The sequence below is a fragment of the Bacteroides sp. ET489 genome (assembly GCF_030518095.1).
GTDB classification, from domain to species: Bacteria; Bacteroidota; Bacteroidia; order Bacteroidales; family Bacteroidaceae; genus Bacteroides; species Bacteroides ndongoniae.
The window spans coordinates 45,179-68,679 of the sequence record NZ_JAULLJ010000008.1 but is presented as its reverse complement, the minus strand read 5'-3'; the positions used below and the strand labels follow the sequence as shown (position 1 = coordinate 68,679).

Here is a 23,501-nt window from a genome sequence, read left to right as displayed (position 1 = left end):
AAAAAATCTGCGAATATCCGTGTAATCCGTGCCTGAAATAAGCGGGATGCAATGTATCGGATTCCCTCCTTTTCGCTCCTTAACTGTCAGGCAGAAACCGGTCGGCTCATTCAATCACCACGTTGTGGGCATTCTTCTGCATCACACCGTCAGCAGCCTTGTCTGGCTTGGTATCGCCCCACATGATGCGCGAATCTTCTATATAAATGTCTGAAGCCGTATCGATGTAGAAACCGTACGTGCTATCATGTACAAAACCTTCGCCCAGACAGGGACGCTTGTCGTAGATTCCTCCGGGATAGCCGGTACGCTTGTATAGCAATACGTCCACGTCCTTGAAGAAAATGTGATTCACCTTGCCCGGTACATCTCCGCCTACAAACACGCCGTTCTCGCTGGTGCACTTGATGTTCGTGAAGTAAATACGGCTCACCTCTCCGCAACGTCCTTCGGTAGCTCCCTTCGGAAAACGCCAGCCGGCATCCTTGTGATTGCCTACGGCACGCGGATAAGAAGTCACATAGATAGGCTCGGCCTTGCCCCACCACACATCGGAAAAGAACTGGCAGTCGATAAGCATATTCGAGAAAACAACGTTGGTCACCGTGCCTTCGTCACGGTTCTGAATGCCAACTCCACGGTTGCTGCCCCGGATGATGCAATTGTTGAACAGCACGTTGTTGATAACATCCATATTCTCCGACCCGATCTTGATGGCACACGAACGGGAAGTCATCACACAGTTGCTCACCACAATGTCTTCGCACGAACCGTATTCTTCGAATTCACGTCTGTTTTTCAGGCAGATGCAATCATCACCCGACTCGATAAAGCAGTCGGCGATACGTACCTTGCGCGAATGGTCGAGGTCGATGCCGTCGCCATTGCGGATCTTCAGGTTATTGAGTAGGGAAATACCTTCGATCAGCGCATCGTAGCAACCCACCAGATGAATGGTCCAGTAGGCACTGTTGCAGATGGTTACATCTCTGATCACTGTCTTCTCGGCATTGATAAGGGTCAAGACATGCGGACGCGGATCGAAGTCCGTCACCGGTTTCAGTTCGTACGAATCCTCCAGTTCCTTCCCCATAAAGGCTACCCCGTTACCGTCGATGGTACCTGTACCCGTGATGGACAGGTTTTTCAGGTCTTTTCCGCTGATCCACATCATGCCTTCACCACGGTTTTCGCCGAAAGCGCTTTCGGTGTAAACACTTTCGTCAGGATTGGCCAACAGGCGCGAGTTGGGCTCCAGATGGAAATTGACATCGGAAGCCAACTTCAGCGGACCACACAGAAAGGTATGCCCCGAAGGGAGCAATACGGTTCCGCCTCCGGCGGCACTACAGGCATCAACAGCCTGCTGTATGGCAGTTGCGTCGTCGGTCTTTCCGTCTCCCGCCGCTCCATAGTCCATCACGTTGTAAACTCCGTTCTGCCGTTGCTGGCACGCATTCAGCAGAAACAGACTGAACAGGACAAGAATCAAATGTTTCGTTCTCATATATCGTAAGCTCGTTAAAAGTTTAATCGGTTGTTCGGATATGATCTACCTGCTCGTATCGGAAAGCCGGATACTGGCTGCCCGGTGCACAGTCGCCGTAAGTCCGTACTAATTGCAGTCCGTCTACATGACGGAACAGGTAAGCACTCTCCCAAGTAAGTTCGGGATGCTGCATGTTCCAGTTCACTTCGCAATCGATTAGCGACAGCTTATCGACTCCGTCGAACAGGAACCCATTGCGCGAACGCTTGTCCACCGCGTCTTCCGGCTCCATAAACAGCTGCACGTCGTTCAGGCGAATGTTTCTGATCCGCCGGCTGAAGCCTTCAAGACGGATGCCACTCTGTCCGTGAGCGATGATGTGACTCAGAGTCACATTCTCGATGGTGCCCGACGGACTATCTCCCCGCTTCTGCACGGTAAACCAGACGGGGTCTCCGTTTCCCCACCAGAAGGTTTCTTTCCGGCAGGTAGAGATGGCGATGTTCGAAAACAGGATGTTGCGGGCACTGCCACCGTCACGGATAATCATATTCAATCCACGGTTTGCCTTGTCAATGACACAGTTGGAAACAGTAATATTCTCGAAATCGGCATGCGACTCCGTACCGATCTTCAATGCAGCCGACGAAGAGGTCAGCACGCAGTTGGTTATGGTAATCTGACTGCAAGGCAAAGTCTTACCTCCCTGTCGGGTTGTCTTCAGGCAAAGAGCGTCATCGCCGGTATCGATACGGCAGTTACTTACCCTCACGTCGCTGCACCCATCGATGTCGAGTCCGTCGGCATTGACCCCGTTATGACGGTTAGAAGCGATGTAAACGCCATCTACCGTCACCCGTTCGCACCATTGCAGATGTACGGACCAGAAAGAAGACTCGACCACCCGGATGTCGCGGATGCATACACCGGTGCAGCCAACAAAGCTGATGGCTCCCGGACAAGGCGGCACTTTACGGAACTTGCTCTGATAGTCGGCTCCGTAACGGGCGGCATTGGCTATCTCCCGACCGGTAACCGAATCGGTAACAGCAGTCTGTGGCTTGCGCCGATAACCGATGCGTTCGGCACGGCAGTGCAGGGTTCCGGTTCCCGTCACCGATATATTCTCGGCATCGAAAGCCCCCAACAGGACTTCACTTTCGCCGGTATCAGCCGCCCCTACTTTACGTCGGAATCCTTCATAGTCGGACACTTTCCGACTGGCATAAACGGTGGCACCGGCATCCAAATGCAGGTTGACATTGCTTTTCAGTATGACCGTCGTACACAGGTAATTGCCGGCAGGCACCCATACCGTTCCTCCGCCATCGGCAGCGCAGGCATCGACTGCCCGCTGGAAGGCCTCGGTAGAAAGCAGCGTAGTATCGGAAACCGCGCCGAACGCAGTCACATCGTACACCGGAGCATGTCCGCCTCTGGCATACAGGAACGGGATAAACAGCAACAGGGACAGACTGGCAGATATTCTATGTATCATAAGCATAAACATTCGTTCAATCAATTACATTACAGAAGGCGGACAGTCGGCCGAAGCACTGCCCCAAGCAGTGTTAGGCTTATCGCCCATGACAAACTCCATCGTTCCTCCCCGCAGAATATCCTCGTGCGAAAGGTAATTCTTCGTATAAGGACGTCCGTTCAGACGGACACTTTGTATATAGATGTTCTTCTCGGAAGCATGAAGCGCCTTCAATATAAATGTACGTCCGTTCTCAAGATGTAACGCTGCTTCGCTGAACGAAGGACTACTCAATATATAATAAGGTGTGCCGGGACATACGGGATAGAAGCCCAAAGCGGCAAAGACGTACCAGGCCGACATCTGTCCGGCATCGTCGTTGCCCGACAACCCGCCGGGTGTCTGCAGGTACTCGGTCTGCATGATGTGACGCACTGCCTGCTGGGTCTTCCACGGCTGTCCGGCATAGTTGAACAGAAAGGCTACCTGATGGCAAGGTTCGTTACCATGCCAATAGCGCTGTTCGCTGAACATGGAATCGAGTTTAGCGATGAATTTGTCACGTCCGCCCATGCATTCCATCAGGCCGTAAGGGTCGTGAGGCACGTACCAGGTGTAATGACACGGGGCTCCTTCGGTGATAAAGGAAGCAAAACGGAACGCATTATCATCCGTAAGAAAACTGCCGTCGGCCCGACGCCCTTGTGCATAACCGGTACGAGGATCGATGACATTGCGATAATTGCGGGCACGAGCCAGCAAGCTGTCTGCATCGGCTGTCTTACCCAAAGCAACAGCGACCTGCGCCAAGGCAAAGTCGTCGTAAGCATACTCCAGCGTACGCGATACCTGCTCCTTCGTATGGAACGCATCGGGAACAGAATCTTCAAGCGGAATGTATCCGTACTTCAGATAGGACTTCAAAGCCCTACGCCCCATTCCGTCACGGTATTCGCGCACATCGGCGGGCGACTGAAAAGCGTTCTTGCGCATTGCCTCGTACGCCTTGTCAATATCGAAATTACGGATTCCCTTGCTATAAGCATCAGCTAAGGCGGCAATGCAATGGTCGCCAATCATGGCAGCCGTATAACTGTTCCAGCACGGAAATATAGGCAGCCACCCACCCTGTTCGTACTTCCAGACAAGCGACTGCATCATATCGCCCGCCCGTCCGGGAGTCAGCAGATTAACCAACGGATGCAGGGCACGATACGTATCCCACATGCTGTAGTCCTCGTAATAGGTGCGTCCGGCAGGAAGCTGACGCACGGGAGTACCGGTAGCAAACGAAGGGTAACGGCCGTCGGCATCGTTGAACGTGCGCGGCAGGAAAGAAGCCCGGTATAAGGCACTGTAGAATTTTTCCTTGGCTTCGCGGTTGTCGGTCTGCACTTCGACAAGTGCCAACCGATGTTCCCAGATATCTGTCAGTTCACGACGTGTACGGTCAAAATCCCAATGGGGAATCTCGGCTTCAAGATTGCTCATGGCTCCTTCGGCACTGACAAACGACGAAGCGGCCTTAACCAACAGACTTTCGCCTTCGTGTACATCGAATTCGACATAGGCACCGATACCACAGGCATTGCCTATAGCCTCACGAGCCGGGAATATGGAATCGCCTCGGAATACGCCGAAGCCTGTTATCTTCTTCTGGAAACGAACCACAAAATGTCCGCTATATCCGGCAGGCTCTCCCCAGCCCTGATAGATGCGGTGAACGGGATTGTAACCGCTGATGACGTTGTTCACCGTATCGACCGAGATAAATCCCTGCCCTTCATCGCTGTTCGGATTGACAACCAAATAGGCTTTACCGCTTTTCTGATAGGTGAAACGGAAAATGGACGAGCGCGAACGTGCCGTCATCTCTGCTGTCAGAGCCTCATCGGGCAAGGAAACGGCATAATAGGCAGGAGTGGCCTGCTCGGTCTGGTGCGAGAAACGGGTTACACGTGCTTCGGGCATGCACCGCAAACGGCTAAAAAGTGACATCAGCGTCATGGAGCCATAGTCCTGCGTGCATCCGCCGACAATCCAATGCGAATTGCGGAAACCCTGCAACAGGCTGTCGGCATAATAGTAAGGAGCTACGCATTTTTTTTCTGTATCACGTGTCTGGGGAGTCCAGAAATTCATTCCGTTGGGTTCGAGCACTGCGGGCAACGTCTGTCCGTATTCCTCGGTGTTCTTTCCAAACAGCCCGGCCGTATGCGTCACACTGGGAGCCGTACCAATACGCGTATCAACATATGGCAGACGTTTTTCCTCCGCACTTTTCTCCGAACAAGCTGCACAAAAGCCTGCAACGGAAAAAATACACAAGACACTATATAAACGGATTCCTGTCATAACACTTTGCTCTTTCTTTTCAATTCTTTCGATCGAGAATATTCTACGATCTGCTTATAACTTGATATATATTTTCTTTTTGTACAGCCAATATCCGCATCCTCCCATTACCAGCGCGAAGAGCAACGAATAACATGCCGAAGCCAGATAAGGATCGGAAATGCACGAGTGAATGACTCCGTAAACGACAGGCTTGCTTCCCGTAGCACTTATCACAATAGCTACCACTTCGCTCAGCACATACAGGAACAACGGATTGACTCCGAATACTTCGAAGAAGCGACACCAGTCTTTCTTTCCTTTCAGATCAATGAAGTAGGTCAGTGTAGCCTGAAGCATGGCTGCAAGTCCACAAGTGACCAGTACAAAAGTAGGCGACCAGATACGCTTGTTCAGCGGGAAAGCTTCTGTCAGCAAGAAGCCTACAGCCATCAGCAGAAAGCCTGTAACCGCCAGTTTCAGGATTCTTGTTTCCAATGAAATGCCTTTCTTCAGCATCAGTGCTCCACAGCAGAAGCCTATCAGTGTGTGAGCAATGGCAGACAAGGTACTGACTAACCCTTCAGGGTCAATCGGGCTCTTCCGGTAAAGGTGCTCTGTCCCTAAAATACCACGATCGGCAACACACAGAATATTGGTCTCGTCACACGCATATCCATTGCCCATACAGAGCAAAACAGCATAGCCCACCAACAATATGCCTGCAATCCATGCCAAACGTTTATGATTGACATACAATGCCAGAAGTGAAGCTACACAATAGCACAAAGCAATGCGGGGCAGCACTCCAGTCAACCGTAAATGGGCAAAGGGAAAGATATCGCCTTCACAAACAAAATCGAACCAACCGATGGCCCATCCGATAAGCAGAATGAGCACGGTACGCTTCAGTATCTTCCGGATGACCGGTGCTGAAGGCTGAAAATCGAACTTGCGAAGCGCAATGTATGTGGATATTCCCATAATGAACAGAAAGAAGGGAAATACGAGGTCGCAAGGAGTCAGGCCATTCCATGCAGAATGGCGCAACGATTCGTAAGACTGACTGCCTCCGGCATTGTTGACTACGATCATACCGAACACCGTCAGTCCCCGCAATACATCCAACGACAAGAGCCTTTTCTTTTCCATCATTCAAATACTTTGGCAAACACTTCTTTAGCTACATCAATGCAATCGCCTTCGGGTGCTGACGTATATGGATTCGAAGCCAGCGTCCAAGGCTCTTCCATAGCATAAAAGTCGAGAGTTACGGCTGGTTTTCCGTCCAGTTCGTCCTGCAAGGTTTTCCAATAGGCTTCCCAGCGTTTATAATAGAAATCGCGTAAAATACCGTTCCATTCTTTGTGGGCATAGTCGCGCAGACCGCCTTCGTCGGCACAGACACGATTGCCCCACGTGGTAATTTGCACACGGGCATTCCATTCATAGAGTTTCTTTTCTTCAGGAGTATTGCCCAATTTGCGTGCCTGCTCTATCCAGCGTCCGACACGGAACTCGCTCCGTGTACCCAACAGACGATCCTGCAACAAGAGCATATCGAGGAACTTGCGGGAATCTGCAGCAAAACTTTTCTTATCGAAACTCTTATAATCGGCTATCGTACGGTTGTAAACGATACGTCCCTTATCGGCAATGGCCTGGCGAACAACATCTACCAGATCGTACTCGAAATTGTTGTTACCACGATAACGGTCGGCTACTTCCAACAACAGGCGGGCAGCCTCTTCCGTCACTGTCGGGTCGTAATAATTGGCCATCTTGGACCAGCTTGACACCTGGAAATTGTTCAGCGAAGGACGGCCGCAGAAAATGGATTCGTGAGGACCTTGCTGATTGTTACCGAAAGGACAGTTATAAATGGTATTGGCCAGCAGGGTCCATGCCTGTTCGATCTTCTCGTCGCGTACCCCGTAACGGGCAAACAGATAGTCCTTCAGCCATGCTTCTTTGGTGAATTTCTCCGGACGCCAGGGTAACTCGCACATCAGTTCGAACATCATCGGATTGTTCTCGCTTCCCTCCATTGTCAGACCGATACCCTTCAGATGGGCTGCCAACGGATTGTTTTTAGTCAGATAGAAATTATTGAGTAACTGATCCATACGCCCGTGCAAACCTACATTTCCACCGAAATTCAGCAACATGCAGAAGATCCAGTCGTGCTGTTCGTATCCCTTGTCGCGTTTCCAGATAGAAGGTATTCCCCACATGGGACGGCACTCACTGAAGAGGTCCAGAATAAGCAGATCACCATTCTTCAGATTTTTCATCATTTCCGGACGCGGATTCTCGGTCCACCCCTGTACAACCCATACAGCTTTCGGATTGACTTTCTTCATGGCATTCATAATGGCTTTTCCTGCCGCATCGAAATCGACTGAAGCTGCATTCTCAGCTTCGTGGAAAGGATCCATAGAGTAGAAATCGGCTTTTCCGAACAAACGTTCCTGTTCGCTGTAATACAGATCGGCAATCTCGGCAAACCGTTCATCGGTAGGTTGCAGGAAAGCCGGACGGGTAAATCCGTTCCACAGATCGGACTTTGTCACATTCAGTCCCAACTTCACATCGGCATCGTGTGGCACCATGCCCGAATAACCGGGAAAGACAGGACGAATGCCGTACTCGCGCATCCGTTTCAGAATTCTTTTCTGCAAAGCTTCCTGCTGCACATACCAGGAGTCGGGATTCGGGCCACCCCAGCCTTCGAGGTTGTTCATTGCCCACCAGGCCAGAAAAGCAGGTCCGGCGATGAAGCGGTTCACTTCTTCCTTCGTGTAACCAAGTTTCTGAAGCATATTAAACCAGATACATTCCTGTCCTACTGCAGCCAAAGGCATGTTGATACCATGCAAGGCCATCCAGTCAATCTCCTTTTCCCAGCGTTCCCAATCCCAGAAAGCCATTGTATAGGAATAAGTACAATAATTAAAGTCGTAACGAAGAGACAAATCCGTTTCGTGGCGTTCTTTCTGTCCGACAGGCGGCAGTACATCGGGCAACTTAGCAGTCATGCCATTCCATGACAACTGGATGCCTGCATAGTACTTCAGATACCAGTTTATACCTGTAGCTATATTCACATAGTTATTACCACGCACCACTACTTTATTGCCACGTTGATCCAGTTCGAAAAAATCTTTCTCTCCCTTTTTCAACTCGATGGCAAACTTGCGTGAAGCACCCTTATCTATTCTTTCCAACAAACCACTAATGGGGTTGCCAGCCAGACAGAATGTATACACTGATAAAAATAAAAGGACGAAAACTGTTCTGATTTTCATGATAGTACTTAAGATTGATATTCTTTTCAGCAAAAATAAGTACTTTCGCCAATGGAATGGAGGAAAATAGAAAAGTTTAGGCAGAATATAGTAAAGTTCAATCCGACAAAGGCTATTTCTTCAGTAAGCTACTAGGCAAATAACCAAAGAATTCCTTAAAACACTTCGTAAAATACTTGGGGTCGTTGAAGCCCACAGCATAAGCAATTTCGGAAACATTGAAATCGCCCGTACTTTCCTGAATCATTTTCTGTGCTATGTTCAGACGGTAACCTTTCATAAACTGACCGATAGGTTGTCCCGTCAGTGCCTGCATTTTTTTGTTGACCATCGTTTTACTGTACCCCATGTCACGTACAAAGTTGTCGAGCACATATTCCGAATCGCCATAGTTTTTCTGCATCAGCTCCAATGCCCGCGCAATGAAGACCTGATCCCGGGATTCTTCCTTCATGGGAAGGTCGTCCACATTGCTGCTGGCCGAAAACATCTTTTTATATTTCTGACGCAAATTCAAGATATTGCGAATACGCAGTAACAACATATCGGCATCGAAAGGCTTGCATAAATACTCGTCTACCCCAATCTTATAACTTTCTTTTTCCTGAGCTTCCGAACGAATGGCAGTCAGCATCAGGAAGGGAATGTGCGAAGTTGCCAGATTTTCCTTTATACGACGCGACAGTTCCAAACCATCCATCACCGGCATCATCAGGTCACTGACAATCAGATCGACGTTATGATGCTGTATGGTTTCAAGAGCTTCCTGCCCGTTTTCTGCTTCGAGCAGGCAATACTCTCTTTCGAGCAACGTACGGATATAGGAACGCATGTCCTTGTTATCTTCTACAATCAGAATAGTTGCTTTCTTCTGACCTCCCGTTAAGTTTTCCCCATCCAGAATCTTTGTTTCTTCCAATACCTTTTTATCATCAACCAATTCTAGTTCTTCGCTTGGAACAAAAGGCATCAAGATGCGGAAAGAAGCTCCCTTACTATGATTATTGCGTGCATGGATAGTACCTTCATGCAATTCTACGATTTTCCGACACAAAAACAATCCGATACCCGTACCGCTTTGCCCGTACACCGGATACTTGACACTTTTCTTCGACTGAAAGAAACGGTCGAAGATCTTTTCCATATCTTCCTCAACAATACCATGCCCCGTATCGCAAACATCAATATAAAGCATTGGGGTACCATCCTTTCCACGTACAGACGCAACAAATACGTCAATGCGCCCCCGATCGGGCGTAAACTTAATGGCATTCGAAATGAGATTCACCAACGCTTTACGCATGTAAGCGGCATCAAGCAACACCCACGGAGTACTGACTCGTGAGAAAAAGCGGATCTCAATCTGCCGCTCTTTGGCAAATACCTTAAAAGGCAATAATAACTCGGACAGAAGAGCAACAAACTGACAAGGCTTCCTGTCCAATGTAACTTTGTCCATATCCAGTTTCCTGAAGTCCATCAGTTCGTTGACCAACGAAAGCAAATAACTGGAATTGCGCTCAGCAATCTGCAAGTCTGCTTTCACATGTTCGTCGGTTACTTCTTTCAACGCATGCTCAATCGGTCCGTGAATCAACGTAACGGGAGTACGGAATTCATGGGTAATATTGGTAAAAAAGGCAATTTTCTCTTCTGTTACATCTTTCACATGTTGTGCCATCTCCTCCAGCTGTCTGTTCTGAACAGCTAATTTCTGAGTACGCTCCTCAACCTTCTGTTCCAGTTCAATCCGTTGTTCGCGGAAGCGGCGTGTCTTACGTCGATAAAACCACCAGGCACCCAACACTGCCAGAATCAGAATCGAAAGGTAGAACCATACTGTCTTATAGAAATAAGGTATAATACGCACCTGCACTTCCCGAACATATTCAGACCAATGTCCGTACTCATCGGTAGCACGCACCTGCAATATATAATTTCCGGCAGGCAAAGCTGTATATCTGACCATACAATCTCCCGGCAATGTTTCATTCCATTCTTTTTCATAGCCTTTCAAACGATAAGCAAAACGAATCCGCCGGTTATTGCCATAATTGCATGTTGTCAATCCAATTGAAAAACGACTTTCACTTTCGTGCAAAGTAATTTTAGAAGCTTTCGTAACAGGCTCTTCCAAATAATTGCCGTCCAACGGATAAACCACATTTCCGGCCACAGTCAACGATGATAAACGCACTTCGGGAATGCCTGATGGTAACAGTTCATTTTCGGAATGAATAATAAGCAGTCCGCTGGTTGTTGCCAGATATAACAAATCGTTTCGCGACGAATAATAGATACCATTCCAATAGAACTGTGCAGTTGGCAAACCGTCGGACTGTGTATAGCTGATAAAAGTCATCGAATATGGATTGACTTTTGTCAGGCCCTCATATGTTACAATCCATAAGTTGCCTTGTCCGTCTTCAGTCATCCCTAATACTGTATTGTTGGGAAGTCCGTGCTGCGTTGTATAATTTTTAAAACTGAAACGTCCATTTTTGTCATCTGACAACTTATAAAGTCCGCTACCATTCCCTCCCAACCAGATATTGCCTTCATGGTCCTCCAGAATACTATTTATCTTTTCAATCTTTCCCGATTCGGGATCATCCAACTTATAACGCAGGTATGCATAATCGAAGCGTTTACGCGATTTGGCAAACGAAAACAGATCTATAATAAACACTCCCTGTGAAGAACCAACCCACAAACGTTTTTTCTTGTCTATCAGAAGTGCGTGAATTGATTCGAATTCGTTTGTAACCCTATCCAACAACACTCTACTAAAAGAATTTGTTTCACGATCATAAAACAATACTCCACGAGTGGAACCAAACCAGATTCCCCGATTGATGGTATCCTCGCAAGCACTACTGATAAAATCGCCTTTCAACGTAGAAAATTCCTCACGGGTATATCGCTTGAATTTCCTTTCATCCGGTTTGTTCAGATCGAGGTCGTTGATACCAACTCCCCACGTATAAATCCACAAATGATTGTCTGCGGTTGTAAACAGACCGTTAATTGTATTATTACTGATCGAGGTCATATCACCCGGAGAGAACAAATATCGTTTATACGAATTGGTTGCCGGATTCCATTCTACCAATCCTCTCTCTACCAGACCAATCCATAAATTACCCGAAGCATCCTCGGCTATGGCATTAGCCGCCGCATGTTCACCTTCTTTGCCCAATAAAGGGCATGCCCACATTTCTGTCTGCAATCGTTTGGGTGAAAGCAGGTTAATACCACCATTCTCTGTACCTAACCAAATGGTTTCTCCAGAAGTAAATATACAATTGATGCCATTACAGTTAATGCCAGATCCATTTTGAGTATTACCTTGACGAATGAAAGAGAAAGTATCTGTATCACGATGGTATACATTCAATCCGTTCAGTGTGGAAACAATCAGATATCCCAATTCTGTCAGTTTGATATCCGTGATATAAGCCTGACTCAACATACCGGGACGGTGAGTAGAATAACGGTATCTCTTCAGACTTTTGGTAGAATGATTGTATTTGAACAGTCCGCGATTGGAGCCAATCCAAAGAAAGTCCCCATCCATCAGTAAACAGGATATGCGCCAGTCTTCACTGAAAGGTACCAGTTCATCGGACAAAGGAACTGCCTTTAAAAGATGGTTACCTGCCTTTTCTATTATACAAATCTCATTGTCAATGCCAGCACAGACAAAATCCCCCATATCCACCACAGCATGAACTGGGGAAGTGGCTTTTGACCTCAGTACATGATATTCACACACTTGCTCGTTAGCATCCAGACGAAGATGCCACAAATCATTGTTACATGCTATCCACAAATCATCTTTCTTGTCTTTGTAAATAGTATGAATAAAGCTATTTTGCAAACGATGAAGGATGGTATCAGAAGGAAAAGGAAGCCGGACGGAAGCGTATGTATTCAAGTCTATCAAATCGAGACCTCCTTCCGTGGCAACCCACAAACGCTTGAATTTGTCTTCACATAGGTGATGTACAAATCCGTTTTTCAAACGAATAGGATGTGTCTGGGAATTATAATTCAGAAACTGATAACCATCATAACGCGCAAGCCCGTTGTAAGTAGCAGCCCAAATATAGCCGTCAGAGTCCTGAATAATGTCTGTCACAACACTATAAGGAAGTCCAAAACGTTCGGTTATGAAATGAAAGTTGTACCGGTTGAAGAAGCGGTTTGATTCGTTGGAATAGGCAGAGCATACCCAACTTAAACAGACTAATACAACCAGCAACTTCAATCGTCTCATAACCAAGCTACTTTTTCAAATCCAACCTTTCAGAAACGGAAATCCCGCTCTCCTTTTACGATCTGTTCCAAATATTCGGAAGCTCGGGTTCGTATGGCTGCATTCGGAACATGCTGCATCTCTTGCCTGATCATCTGCCTACCCAACTCACGGGTTTCTTCCGACGCATAATCCTCCAGATACTCCTGCAAGGTTATCAAGGCATTGGGCAAACAGCAATTGGCTATCTGACCGCTTTTTAGCAGCGACATGAACCGGTCACCCGTACGTCCGGCACGGTAACAGGCCGTACAGAAGCTCGGAATGTAGCCCAGACGAAGCAACCAGTTGACTACTTCGTCCAGCGTCCGGGTATCGCTTACATCAAACTGAGCGGAATTCTCTTCCGGCAATTCGGGCGCAGCATAACCACCCACACTGGTACGCGAACCGCCGCTAATCTGTGAAATACCAATGTCGAGCACTTTCTCGCGTGACTTCTGCGACTCTCGTGTCGAAATAATCATTCCTGTATAAGGCACACTGACGCGAATCACAGCTACAATCTTCTGGAAAGTCTCGTCGGAAATAGCATTCTCGAAGGTGCTGGCATCAATGTCGTCGGCTGAGCAGATACGGGGAACGCTGATGGTATGAGAACCTACGCCAAACGCTGCTTCCAAGTGTTCGGCATGCATTAGCAAACCTACAAAATCGTAACGATATGTATTCAGTCCGAAAAGCACTCCCAAACCTACATCATCGATACCGGCCTGCATGGCACGGTCCATGGCTTCCGTGTGATAGGCATAATTGCTCTTCGGTCCACGCGGATGAAGTTTCTCATAATTTTCCTTATGATAAGTCTCCTGGAAAAGAATATAGGTACCGATGCCTGCCTCTTTCAGCTTGCGATAGTTTTCGACAGTTGTAGCGGCAATGTTCACATTCACCCGGCGGATAGCTCCGTTCTTGTGATGAATACTGTAAATGGTCTGTATCGACTCCAGGATATATTCTATCGGATTGTGCAAAGGATCTTCGCCGGCTTCGAGTGCCAGACGCTTGTGCCCCATGTCTTGCAAGGCTATCACTTCGCGGCGTATTTCTTCCTGCGTGAGTTTCTTGCGGGCAATAGTCTTGTTCTTTACATGATAAGGACAATAAACACAGCTGTTGACACAATAATTGGAAAGGTAGAGCGGGGCAAACATCACAATACGGTTGCCGTAGAAACGCTGCTTGATTTCCTTGGCCAGACGGAAAAGTTCTTCCGTCAGATCCGGCTGGTCGCATTCGAGCAACACTGCCGCTTCGCGATGCGAAAGCCCGCGACACTCGCGTGCCTTCTCTATCAGCGAACTGATCAGTACACGGTCGTCCTTATGCTGACGGGCGTACTCCAGTGTATCAAGTATTTCTTCGTGATTGATAAACTCTGTCGCTATAGACGATTGGGGATTATAAGCCATTATCTTGATCCTTTCTTATCTTATTCTTTATTAAACATAGTCTCCTCTTCCATAATCGATGCGGTAGCCGATGCGATCCAATTCTTTCTGAAGAGCTTGCAAACCTTCTGCCGACTCGGCTCCCAAAGCAGCCTTATCGTTGTAAAGTTCGTACTTTTGCCGCACAGACAGCGGAGACAGATTGGGCATCACGACATTGGCTCCTGCCAATATGCCACGGTTCCGCCCTTCGGGCAACAAAGTTGCCAGAGCGGTAGTAGCCGGAATCAGTGCACGTGGATGCATCAACCGCAGAATGGACAACAGGCGCAGCGTCAGTTCTACACTTCCAGCCTTCTCAAGGGCAAAAGGAGTAGCATGATGAGGAATGAAAGGCCCGATACCAATCATCTGCGGAGCCAGTTCGCGAATGAAAAGCAAATCGGCTACAATGTCATCAACTGTCTGCCCAGGGCTTCCTACCATGATGCCTGTCCCTGTCTGATAACCAATATCTTTCAGGTCGTGCAGACAGCGCAACCGGTTGTCGCGGGACATTTCAGCGGGATGCAGCTGACAGTAATGGGCAGCATTATACGTCTCGTGCCTGAGCAGATAGCGATTGGCACCTGCCCGGAAGAAGCGCTCGTATGCCTCGCGCGGCTTCTCACCCAGCGAAAGCGTGATGGCGCAGTCGGGATAAAGGGCACGGATAGCCGAAACAACATCCACAACGAAATCATCCGTTTGCCGCGGGTCTTCTCCACCCTGCAACACAAAGGTACGAAATCCCAGTGAATAACCATGACGACAACACTCTAAAATATCGTCCTTCCCCAGCCGATAGCGCACCACTTCAGGATTGCCTTTCCGGATGCCACAATAATAGCAGTTATTACGACAGTAATTGCTGACTTCAATCAGTCCCCGTACGTAAACCGATGTACCGAAACGGCTTTGTGCTACCCGACGGGCACACTCCTGCAGATATGCGGAAGCATCGCCGTCCGGCATCACCAACAAACTGCGTAAAGCTTCAGAGGACAGTGCCTCACCGCCCTCCAGACGCTCTACGTATTCCTTCAGCCGATTCTGTGAAGTCATCGTATCATTCTCCGTCTCTGTTTTCGTATGACTCGCGACGCTTCAGCAGTTCCTGATTGAGCTGGCGGCGTCCGGCCATAAAGTCGTTGTGGGCACTCGGACCCGAAATACAGCCACCCTCGCAAGCCATCACTTCGATGAAACGTCCCTGCACCTTGCCTGTCTTGGCAGCAGCACGCAGCAATCCGATGTTCTTCTTGTTCAGGTCGGCTACCTGTATCATAGGAATACCTTCGGCATCCTTGCCTAAATAAGCTTTAATAGCTCCTGCTACACCTCCTGCCTGTGCGAAACCGTGTGCCTCGCGTACAGAAGTATAGCTTACGGCGTATGCCGGAGTCTGCTTCAGGTCAATGTGGAATCCTTCGAATACGGAAGCGATTTCCTCGAATGTCATTACGTAGTCTACGCACTCATCGCGACGTGCCTCCTTGCGTTTGGCCACACACGGGCCGATAAACACAACTTTTGCCTCGGGATAACGCTGCTTGGCGATACGGGCAGCATAGTACATGGGCGAACCGGTAGTAGAAACATATTTCTTCAGCTCGGGCACATGCTTTTCGACCATTTCTATATATGACGGACAGCAGGACGTTGTCATAAACGCCTGTCCTTCTTCCAATTTTTCTTTCAACTCGGCAGCCTCGTGACTCACAGTATCCATGGCTCCCTGCGCAACTTCAATCACATCGGCAAAGCCTACCTTGCGTAATGCTCCGTACACTTCCTCGATGGTAGAATTGAACTGTCCCAAAACAGACGGAGCCGGAATGGCTACAACCTGTTCGCCTTCGCTGATAGCTTGCAGAATGTCGAACACCTGCGAAACCTCGAATATGGCACCAAAAGGACATGCGTTCAGACATTTACCGCAATAGATACATTTCGATTCGTCGATGTGCTCTACATTGTCCTCGTTCTTGCTGATAGCCTTTACCGGACAAGCTTCTTCGCATGGCACAGGAATATAGACAATAGCATGATAAGGACAGTTCTGGTGACACTTACCGCAACTGATACACGTATCGTGGTCGATCATAGCCTGGCCGTTCTTCTTGAAACGGATGGCATCCTTCGGACAGTTCATGTAGCAACTGCGGGCCACGCATCCCCGGCAAAGGTTGGTCACTTCGTAGTTCACCTGCACACACGAAGAACAAGCCTCATCGATCACACACAGAATATTCTCCTTCAACTCACGACGCTTCTCCAAAGCCTGACGGGCATACTCGGAAAGCGGAGTCAGTTCGTCTTTCTCGTCTGTCATGTCGAAACCCAGCAAGGGGAACATCTTATACTTGTACACAGCACGTTCCTTGTGGATACAGCAACGTCCCAACGGACGCGCACGACGAGGACTCAGTTCGATAGGCAGACGGTCAATTTCCTCGATTAAACGATTCTGATTCCAAAGATCAACAAGTTTCGCCAATAGTTTGTGGCGAACAATCATAACATTATTGGTGAAAGCCATAAATATTGAATGTAGTGAATGAATTAGAATTAGGGGCGCAAAGATAAGAATTATAGGTTTTTTAACCAAATTTCATAGTAGATTTGTGCATCGCTATCTGCATACAAACCTGACGGGTGAATCATACTTGCATGAGGCGTGAGCCACACTTGTGTTGCTCGCGAGCCATGCAAGTGTTGCTCACGAGCCGTGCAAGTGTCGCTCGCGAGCAACACAAGTGTCTCTCAACGGCTATAAAAGTATACTGTATTACAGCTACTTATAAAAACGAAAATATCCTGCCGAGAACAGTCTGATTACTGCCCCGACAGGATATTCTTATTTTATCCGTCGTTCTTCAGAGAAACAATCTTATTTGCGGAAAGGCGGACGTACCACTACAGCCTTCAGCTTCCGGCCACGCATGTCGATACAGATCTCCGTACCCGGCTTGCTGTATTCCGGCTTCACATAACCCATACCGATACCGATCTTGCGGGTTGGCGACATAGTGCCCGAAGTAACCGTACCGATTTCCTCGCCTTCGGCACTGAACAGGCCATAACCATGACGGGGAATACCACGGTCTACCATCTCGAATCCTACCAGCTTGCGCACTGTACCTTCCTGCTTCTGGCGCTCCAGCATGGCACGGTTGATGAAGTTCTTTCCGTCGACAAACTTCGTTATCCAACCCAAACCTGCCTCAATAGGCGAAGTCGTGTCATCCAAGTCATTGCCATACAGACAGAATCCCATTTCCAGACGCAGTGTATCGCGTGCACCCAGACCGATGGGTTTGATTCCGAATTCGGCTCCTGCCTCGAAAACTGCATCCCAGATCTTCATGGCATCCTCCGGATAGAAATACAACTCGAAACCACCTGCACCCGTATAACCGGTATTGGAAATAATGACATCCTTCACACCGGCAAACTCACCGTGAGTGAAATGATAATAAGGTATGGCCGAAAGGTCGATCGAAGTCAGTTTCTGCAAAGCAAGAATGGCCTTCGGACCCTGTACAGCCAACTGAGCCATGCGGTCGGAAGCGTTCTCCAACTCAGCTCCTTCGGTATTATGGCTTACACACCAGTTCCAGTCTTTTTCGATGTTGGAAGCATTTACTACCAACAGATACTTCTCGGGTTCGTACTGGTAGACAAGCAAGTCGTCGACAATACCACCATCCTCATTGGGGAAGCAACTGTATTGCACTTTACCCGGGGCATCGGCCGTAACGGGAGTCAAGGCAGCTACGTTGTTCGACGTTATTTTCTGCAAGAAAGCAAGTGCTTGAGGGCCTTTCACCCAAAATTCTCCCATGTGGGAAACATCGAATACGCCTACACCCTGGCAGACAGTAAGATGTTCGTCAATAATGCCAGAGTATTCTATCGGCATGTTGTATCCCGCAAACTCGTGCATCTTGGCACCCAGCGAGATATGCTTTTCGGTAAATGGAGTTGTTTTCATGATATTCTTAAAAAGTTTAGTGTCAGATTCTTATTTTGCCACGATTTCCGCAATTTTCACGATGACATTCATTGCCTTCTCCATGCTTTGGATAGGAACGAACTCGAAACGTCCGTGGAAGTTCAGTCCGCCGGCGAAGATATTCGGGCAAGGCAATCCCTTGAACGAAAGCTGTGCTCCGTCCGTACCACCACGGATGGCTTTCACGTGAGGTTCTACCCCTGCAGCCTTCATTGCCTCGAAAGCAATATCGATGACGTGCATCACAGGCTCAATCTTCTCGCGCATGTTGTAATATTGGTCATGCAATTCCAAAGCTGCAGTTCCCTCACCGTATTCGGCATTGATAAATGCAGTCAGACGTTCCATGCGCTGCTTGCGCTGCTCGAAACGGACACGGTCGTGGTCGCGGATGATGTAAGACACGGTAGTCTGCTCTACTTCGCCGTTCATACCAATCAGATGGTAGAATCCTTCATATCCCTCGGTATGTTCGGGCGTTTCGTTTTCGGGAAGCAAAGAAATGAAACGGTTGGCCACATGAAGCGAGTTCAGCATCTTGTTCTTGGCATAACCCGGATGTACATTACGTCCTTTAAAAACTATTTTGGCCGAAGCAGCGTTGAAGTTCTCGAACTCCAGCTCGCCCACTTCACCTCCGTCCATCGTATAAGCCCAGTCGCAACCGAACTTCTCTACATCGAACTTATGAGCTCCCAATCCGATCTCCTCGTCAGGATTGAACCCGATACGTATCTTACCATGCTTGATTTCGGGATGCTGCTGCAAATAGACAACAGCCGAAACAATCTCGGCAATACCAGCCTTATCATCGGCACCCAGCAGCGTTTTGCCATCGGTCACAATCAGGTCTTCTCCCTTGTGATCGAGCAGTTCGGGAAAGCGCGAAGGAGAAAGCACAATGTTTTCTTCGGTACAAAGCACGATGTCCGTTCCGTCATAATTGGTCACCGTACGCGGCTTCACGTCTTTTCCACTCATGTCGGGGCTGGTGTCCATGTGGGCAATGAAGCCTACCACAGGCAACTCCTTGTCGACATTGGCCGGCAGCGTAGCAAACAGATAGCCGTTCTCGTCCAATGAGATTTCTTCCAACCCTAAAGATTCCAGTTCACTCTTCAAATACTCGGCAAACGTCATCTGCCCCGGAGTACTTGGTGTAAGTCCCGTCTCCTCACTTGACTGGGTATCGAAACTTACATACTTTAAAAAACGCTCTACTAAAGACATATGATTAACGGATAATATTAGTTTGTAAGTTCTTGAGTTTATGAGTTGAATTATAACTATTAACTTGCCAACTTAAAAACTCAAGAACTTAACCATGAATAATGCTACATTTAGAAACAGCTGCTCCCATCAAAACAGTGTGTACACAGCTTACATTTGGGCAAACCAATAGATTCGACCAGTGTTTCCAGCGTATTGAACTTCAATGAAGTCAGCCCAAAACGTTCGCGGATAATCTCGACCATCTTTTCGTATTCAGGCGAACCGGTAGTGGCGTACTTATCGAGGTTCTTGTTCTCATCGCCTTCCAGCTCCTTAATAATACGACGTGTAATCAATTCCAACGGGCTCTTGGAAGCCGTGAATCCGACAAACGGGCAAGCATAAATCAGCGGCGGACAAGCAATACGAATATGCACCTCTTTCGCACCACAATCATACAGAATCTTTACATTGTCGCGCAACTGGGTACCACGAACAATCGAATCGTCACAGAACAACAAACGTTTTCCCTGCAACATGGCACGGTTGGGTATCAGTTTCATCTTAGCCACCAGATTACGCATTTCCTGCTTACTGGGAGTAAAGCTGCGCGGCCACGTCGGTGTATACTTGGATATAGCACGATGATAAGGTACTCCCTTACCTTCGGCATATCCCAAAGCCATACCTACACCCGAATCGGGAATACCGCAGGCACAATCCACCTCGGATGTATCGGTCTGTCCCATCTTCAATCCGCTGGTAAAACGTGCTTCTTCTACATTAATACCTTCGTAGCAGGAAGTAGGGAAGCCGTAATATACCCACAAGAAAGAACAAATCTGCATTTTATCTTCAGGCTTACGCAACTGTTCCACACCATCGGCACGAAGACGGACAATCTCTCCCGGTCCTAAATAACGGTCAATCTCATAATCCAGATTGGGGAAACTGCTTGACTCACTGGTCGCTGCATAAGCTCCTTCTTTTCGTCCTATAACGATAGGGGTACGTCCCCATTTGTCACGGGCAGCAATAATGCCATCTTCGGTAAGCAACAGCATAGAGCATGACCCTTTAATACGCTTGTAAACATTCTCAATGCCTTCCACAAAGTTCCGGCCTTGAATGATCAGCAAAGCCACAAGTTCAGTCTGATTGGTCTGCCCCGAACTCAACTCGGCAAAATGCATATTATGGCTTAGCAGTTCAGCTTCCAGTTCGGCCAAATTGGCAATCTTAGCTACCGTAACAATGGCAAAACGTCCCAAATGGGAATTCAATATGATGGGCTGCGGATCGGTATCGCTAATAATTCCAATACCTGAATTTCCTTTAAACTTGTCCAGTTCGTCTTCAAACTTCGTCCGGAAATAAGTACTCTCCAGATTGTGAATAGAGCGTGCAAATGTTTTCTGTTCCGAATCAAACGTAGCCATACCGCCACGCTTTGTGCCAAGATGCGAATTGTAATCGGTTCCGTAAAACAAATCAGCCACACAACTTGCCTTGGCAACTGTCCCAAAAAATCCTCCCATAAATTCTCTTTATTTTTATTGTTTCACTATTTTATAATTCTCCAATCCCGTCTGCAGGAATTCTACGTACTTAGGTATATCCTCATCGTAAGAGTACGATTTGTTCAACGGCTTACCTTCGTTGTCAATCAGCACATAGAATGGCTGGGCATTGGCACCGAACTTCACACGTTGCAGATAGCTCCACTTATCACCCACCGTACGCAATGTACGTTCCGTACCGTTCTCGACAATCTTTTGCGGCTGAGGAAGCGGAGTCTTATCGTCTACATATAATGTGATAAGTACATAGTCGTTACGGATAATATCACTGACTTTCTGGTCGGTCCATACAGCCAGCTCCATCTTACGGCAGTTGACACATCCATAACCGGTAAAGTCAAGCATGACAGGTTTACCCTGGCGACGTGCATATTCCATACCCAAATCGTAATCCATGAACTGGGCATGTACTTCGTTATTATAAAGATTAAAGTCTTGAGTCTTCATCGGCGGTGCAAAGGCACTGACAGCCTTCAGCGGAGCACCCCACAAACCGGGAACCATATAAACCGCAAATGCCAGTGAAGCCAGAGCCATAAAGAAACGGGGCACACTGACTTTGGTATCGTCGTCATCGTGCGGGAATTTGATCTTTCCCAACAGATAGAAACCCAATAAAGCAAAAAGAACAATCCACAAAGCCAGGAAAGTTTCACGATCCAAAATGCGCCATCCGTATGCCAAATCGGCTACAGAAAGGAATTTCAGCGCAAAAGCCAGTTCGAGGAAACCCAACGTCACTTTAATGACGTTCATCCAGCCACCCGATTTAGGCATCGACTTCAGCCATGACGGGAACAGGGCAAACAGCGTAAACGGCAATGCCAATGCAATGGCAAAGCCCAACATACCGATAGCAGGAGCTATTACACTGCCTGTCGTAGATACCTGTACCAGCAAAAATCCGATGATAGGACCCGTACACGAGAAAGATACCAGCGATAAGGTGAAAGCCATCAGGAAAATACTCAGCAATCCTGTAGTCTTTTCAGCTTTACTGTCGACAGCATTGCTCCATTTGGAAGGAAGCGTAATTTCAAACGCTCCGAAGAAAGAAGCAGCAAACACAACCAGCATCAGACAGAAGAATATGTTGAATATTGCATTTGTAGAAAGAGCATTCAACGCATTGGCCCCGAAAATACCGGTAATGATCAGTCCTAACGCTACATATATCACTACGATGGAAGCACCATACGTCCATGCATCACGAATACCCTTCTTCTTATCTTTGCTACGTTTCAGGAAGAAACTTACCGTCATGGGAATGATAGGCCATACACAAGGAGTGAACAAAGCAAGCAATCCTCCTACGAAACCCGTAATAAATATGTATACCCACGACATATCTTCCTGAGCAGAAGATGTTTCGCCCATTGCCTTCAATTCATCAATCACCGGCTTCCAAAGATCTACAGTACCCTCTGTCACCTTTTCAACAGGATCAACTGGAACTGCTTCTTCCGTTACGAGTTCCTCAGTGACCTGTGCCTGTTCCGTTGCAGCTGTATCCGTTTTCTCGGCAACGGAAGCTTTTCCGGCAGCCTTTCCAGAAAAATTAAAAGGCACTTGCGTAGGCGGAAGACAATTCTCGTCGTTGCAAGCACCATACTCCAGGAAACCTTCTATCTGATAGTTACCTCCGGTCAGCTTCAATTTCTGTACAAACTGAGCTGTATGCTCAAAATAACGCACTTTCATCTCGAACATCTGGTCATAAGCAGATACTTCCTTACCTACAGGTTTCAGTTTACCAACCAATGATGCCCCGGATAGTTTCTCGGTGTTGAATGTGGCAGAAATGGGGCCACCGTCACCTAACTCGGTAGAATACACATGCCAGCCGTTGTCGATAGTGGCCGAAAAAACAATCTCAACCTCATCGGCCGAAACATTCTTTAATTCAGTCTTAAACTTTACCGGTTCCTGAATCTGCGCCTGGGTCATCACGGCTAGAAGCAGCAGCAGAACCGAAAACAAACTTTTCTTCATCAGTTATTTCAATAATTACAAGGGTTTATCCAATTTCATAATCAACACAAGCACGGCTTTCCTTGACATGGGCAATCAACTTGCCAGCAGCCACATGATCGGGGTGCGAAGCATAATACCTCACGTCGTCCAATGTATCGAACTCACTGTACAAAGCTATGTTCCACTCTTCCGAAGGGTTCATATTCAATCCAACTTCAATCTTCCGAATCACCGATATTTTGGCAGGAAGTGCTTCGATAGCCTTTTTAAAATTGTTCATTGCCTCTAACTTTTCGGCAGTCGGAGCCTCCTTTTTCAACTTAAATAATACTATGTGCTTGACCATAACTTTGTTATT

General features: G+C 47.8%; 14 protein-coding genes. All 14 read right to left on the bottom strand.

Annotated elements, in window-relative coordinates; genetic code table 11:
* Window positions 1-106: 106 nt before the first annotated feature.
* The 14 genes from Q3C19_RS06530 to Q3C19_RS06465 all read right to left on the bottom strand — a co-directional run bounded on the left by Q3C19_RS06530 (window position 107) and on the right by Q3C19_RS06465 (window position 23,489).
* A complete protein-coding gene (locus Q3C19_RS06530) occupies window positions 107-1,507 on the bottom strand; it encodes a glycoside hydrolase family 28 protein (RefSeq protein ID WP_288910099.1) in 1,401 nt (466 codons plus the stop codon).
* Between the two features lie 22 nt (window positions 1,508-1,529).
* Complete coding sequence (locus tag Q3C19_RS06525) at window positions 1,530-2,987, bottom strand: glycoside hydrolase family 28 protein (RefSeq protein ID WP_302728065.1); 1,458 nt, start codon at window positions 2,985-2,987, stop codon at window positions 1,530-1,532.
* A gap of 24 nt (window positions 2,988-3,011) precedes the next feature.
* Window positions 3,012-5,324, bottom strand: a complete 2,313-nt coding sequence (locus Q3C19_RS06520) for a GH92 family glycosyl hydrolase (RefSeq protein WP_302728063.1) — start codon at window positions 5,322-5,324, stop codon at window positions 3,012-3,014.
* A gap of 54 nt (window positions 5,325-5,378) precedes the next feature.
* Window positions 5,379-6,455, bottom strand: a complete 1,077-nt coding sequence (locus Q3C19_RS06515; RefSeq protein WP_277121533.1) for an acyltransferase family protein — start codon at window positions 6,453-6,455, stop codon at window positions 5,379-5,381.
* A complete protein-coding gene (locus Q3C19_RS06510; protein WP_277121499.1) occupies window positions 6,455-8,611 on the bottom strand; it encodes an alpha-N-acetylglucosaminidase in 2,157 nt (718 codons plus the stop codon). The genes Q3C19_RS06515 and Q3C19_RS06510 overlap by 1 nt, the downstream gene beginning before the upstream one ends.
* A gap of 112 nt (window positions 8,612-8,723) precedes the next feature.
* Window positions 8,724-12,890 carry a two-component regulator propeller domain-containing protein gene (locus Q3C19_RS06505; RefSeq protein ID WP_302728061.1) on the bottom strand — a complete coding sequence of 1,389 codons (4,167 nt, stop codon included), beginning with the start codon at window positions 12,888-12,890 and terminating at the stop codon, window positions 8,724-8,726.
* Between the two features lie 29 nt (window positions 12,891-12,919).
* The gene (gene hydG / locus Q3C19_RS06500) at window positions 12,920-14,341 is read right to left on the bottom strand and encodes a [FeFe] hydrogenase H-cluster radical SAM maturase HydG (protein ID WP_302728059.1); all 1,422 of its coding nucleotides are present in this window, start codon (window positions 14,339-14,341) and stop codon (window positions 12,920-12,922) included.
* Window positions 14,342-14,371: 30 nt separating this feature from the next.
* Window positions 14,372-15,406 (bottom strand): [FeFe] hydrogenase H-cluster radical SAM maturase HydE, encoded by a 1,035-nt coding sequence (hydE, locus tag Q3C19_RS06495; protein ID WP_302728173.1) that lies wholly within the window; start codon window positions 15,404-15,406, stop codon window positions 14,372-14,374.
* A gap of 22 nt (window positions 15,407-15,428) precedes the next feature.
* Window positions 15,429-16,901 carry a monomeric [FeFe] hydrogenase gene (locus Q3C19_RS06490; protein ID WP_302728057.1) on the bottom strand — a complete coding sequence of 491 codons (1,473 nt, stop codon included), beginning with the start codon at window positions 16,899-16,901 and terminating at the stop codon, window positions 15,429-15,431.
* 351 nt (window positions 16,902-17,252) lie between these two features.
* Window positions 17,253-18,356: a glycine cleavage system aminomethyltransferase GcvT gene (gene gcvT, locus Q3C19_RS06485; RefSeq protein WP_287641294.1), complete on the bottom strand. Its 1,104-nt coding sequence runs from the start codon at window positions 18,354-18,356 to the stop codon at window positions 17,253-17,255.
* Window positions 18,357-18,386: 30 nt separating this feature from the next.
* Window positions 18,387-19,607 (bottom strand): peptidase T, encoded by a 1,221-nt coding sequence (gene pepT, locus Q3C19_RS06480; RefSeq protein WP_302728054.1) that lies wholly within the window; start codon window positions 19,605-19,607, stop codon window positions 18,387-18,389.
* Between the two features lie 110 nt (window positions 19,608-19,717).
* Window positions 19,718-21,127, bottom strand: a complete 1,410-nt coding sequence (locus Q3C19_RS06475; protein ID WP_022163117.1) for an amidophosphoribosyltransferase — start codon at window positions 21,125-21,127, stop codon at window positions 19,718-19,720.
* 15 nt (window positions 21,128-21,142) lie between these two features.
* Entirely contained in the window at window positions 21,143-23,161 is a 2,019-nt protein-coding gene (locus Q3C19_RS06470) for a cytochrome c biogenesis protein CcdA (protein ID WP_022163118.1), read from the bottom strand.
* Between the two features lie 25 nt (window positions 23,162-23,186).
* Window positions 23,187-23,489, bottom strand: coding sequence for a Dabb family protein (locus tag Q3C19_RS06465; RefSeq protein WP_277121491.1), 303 nt, complete (start codon window positions 23,487-23,489; stop codon window positions 23,187-23,189).
* Window positions 23,490-23,501 lie beyond the last annotated feature (12 nt).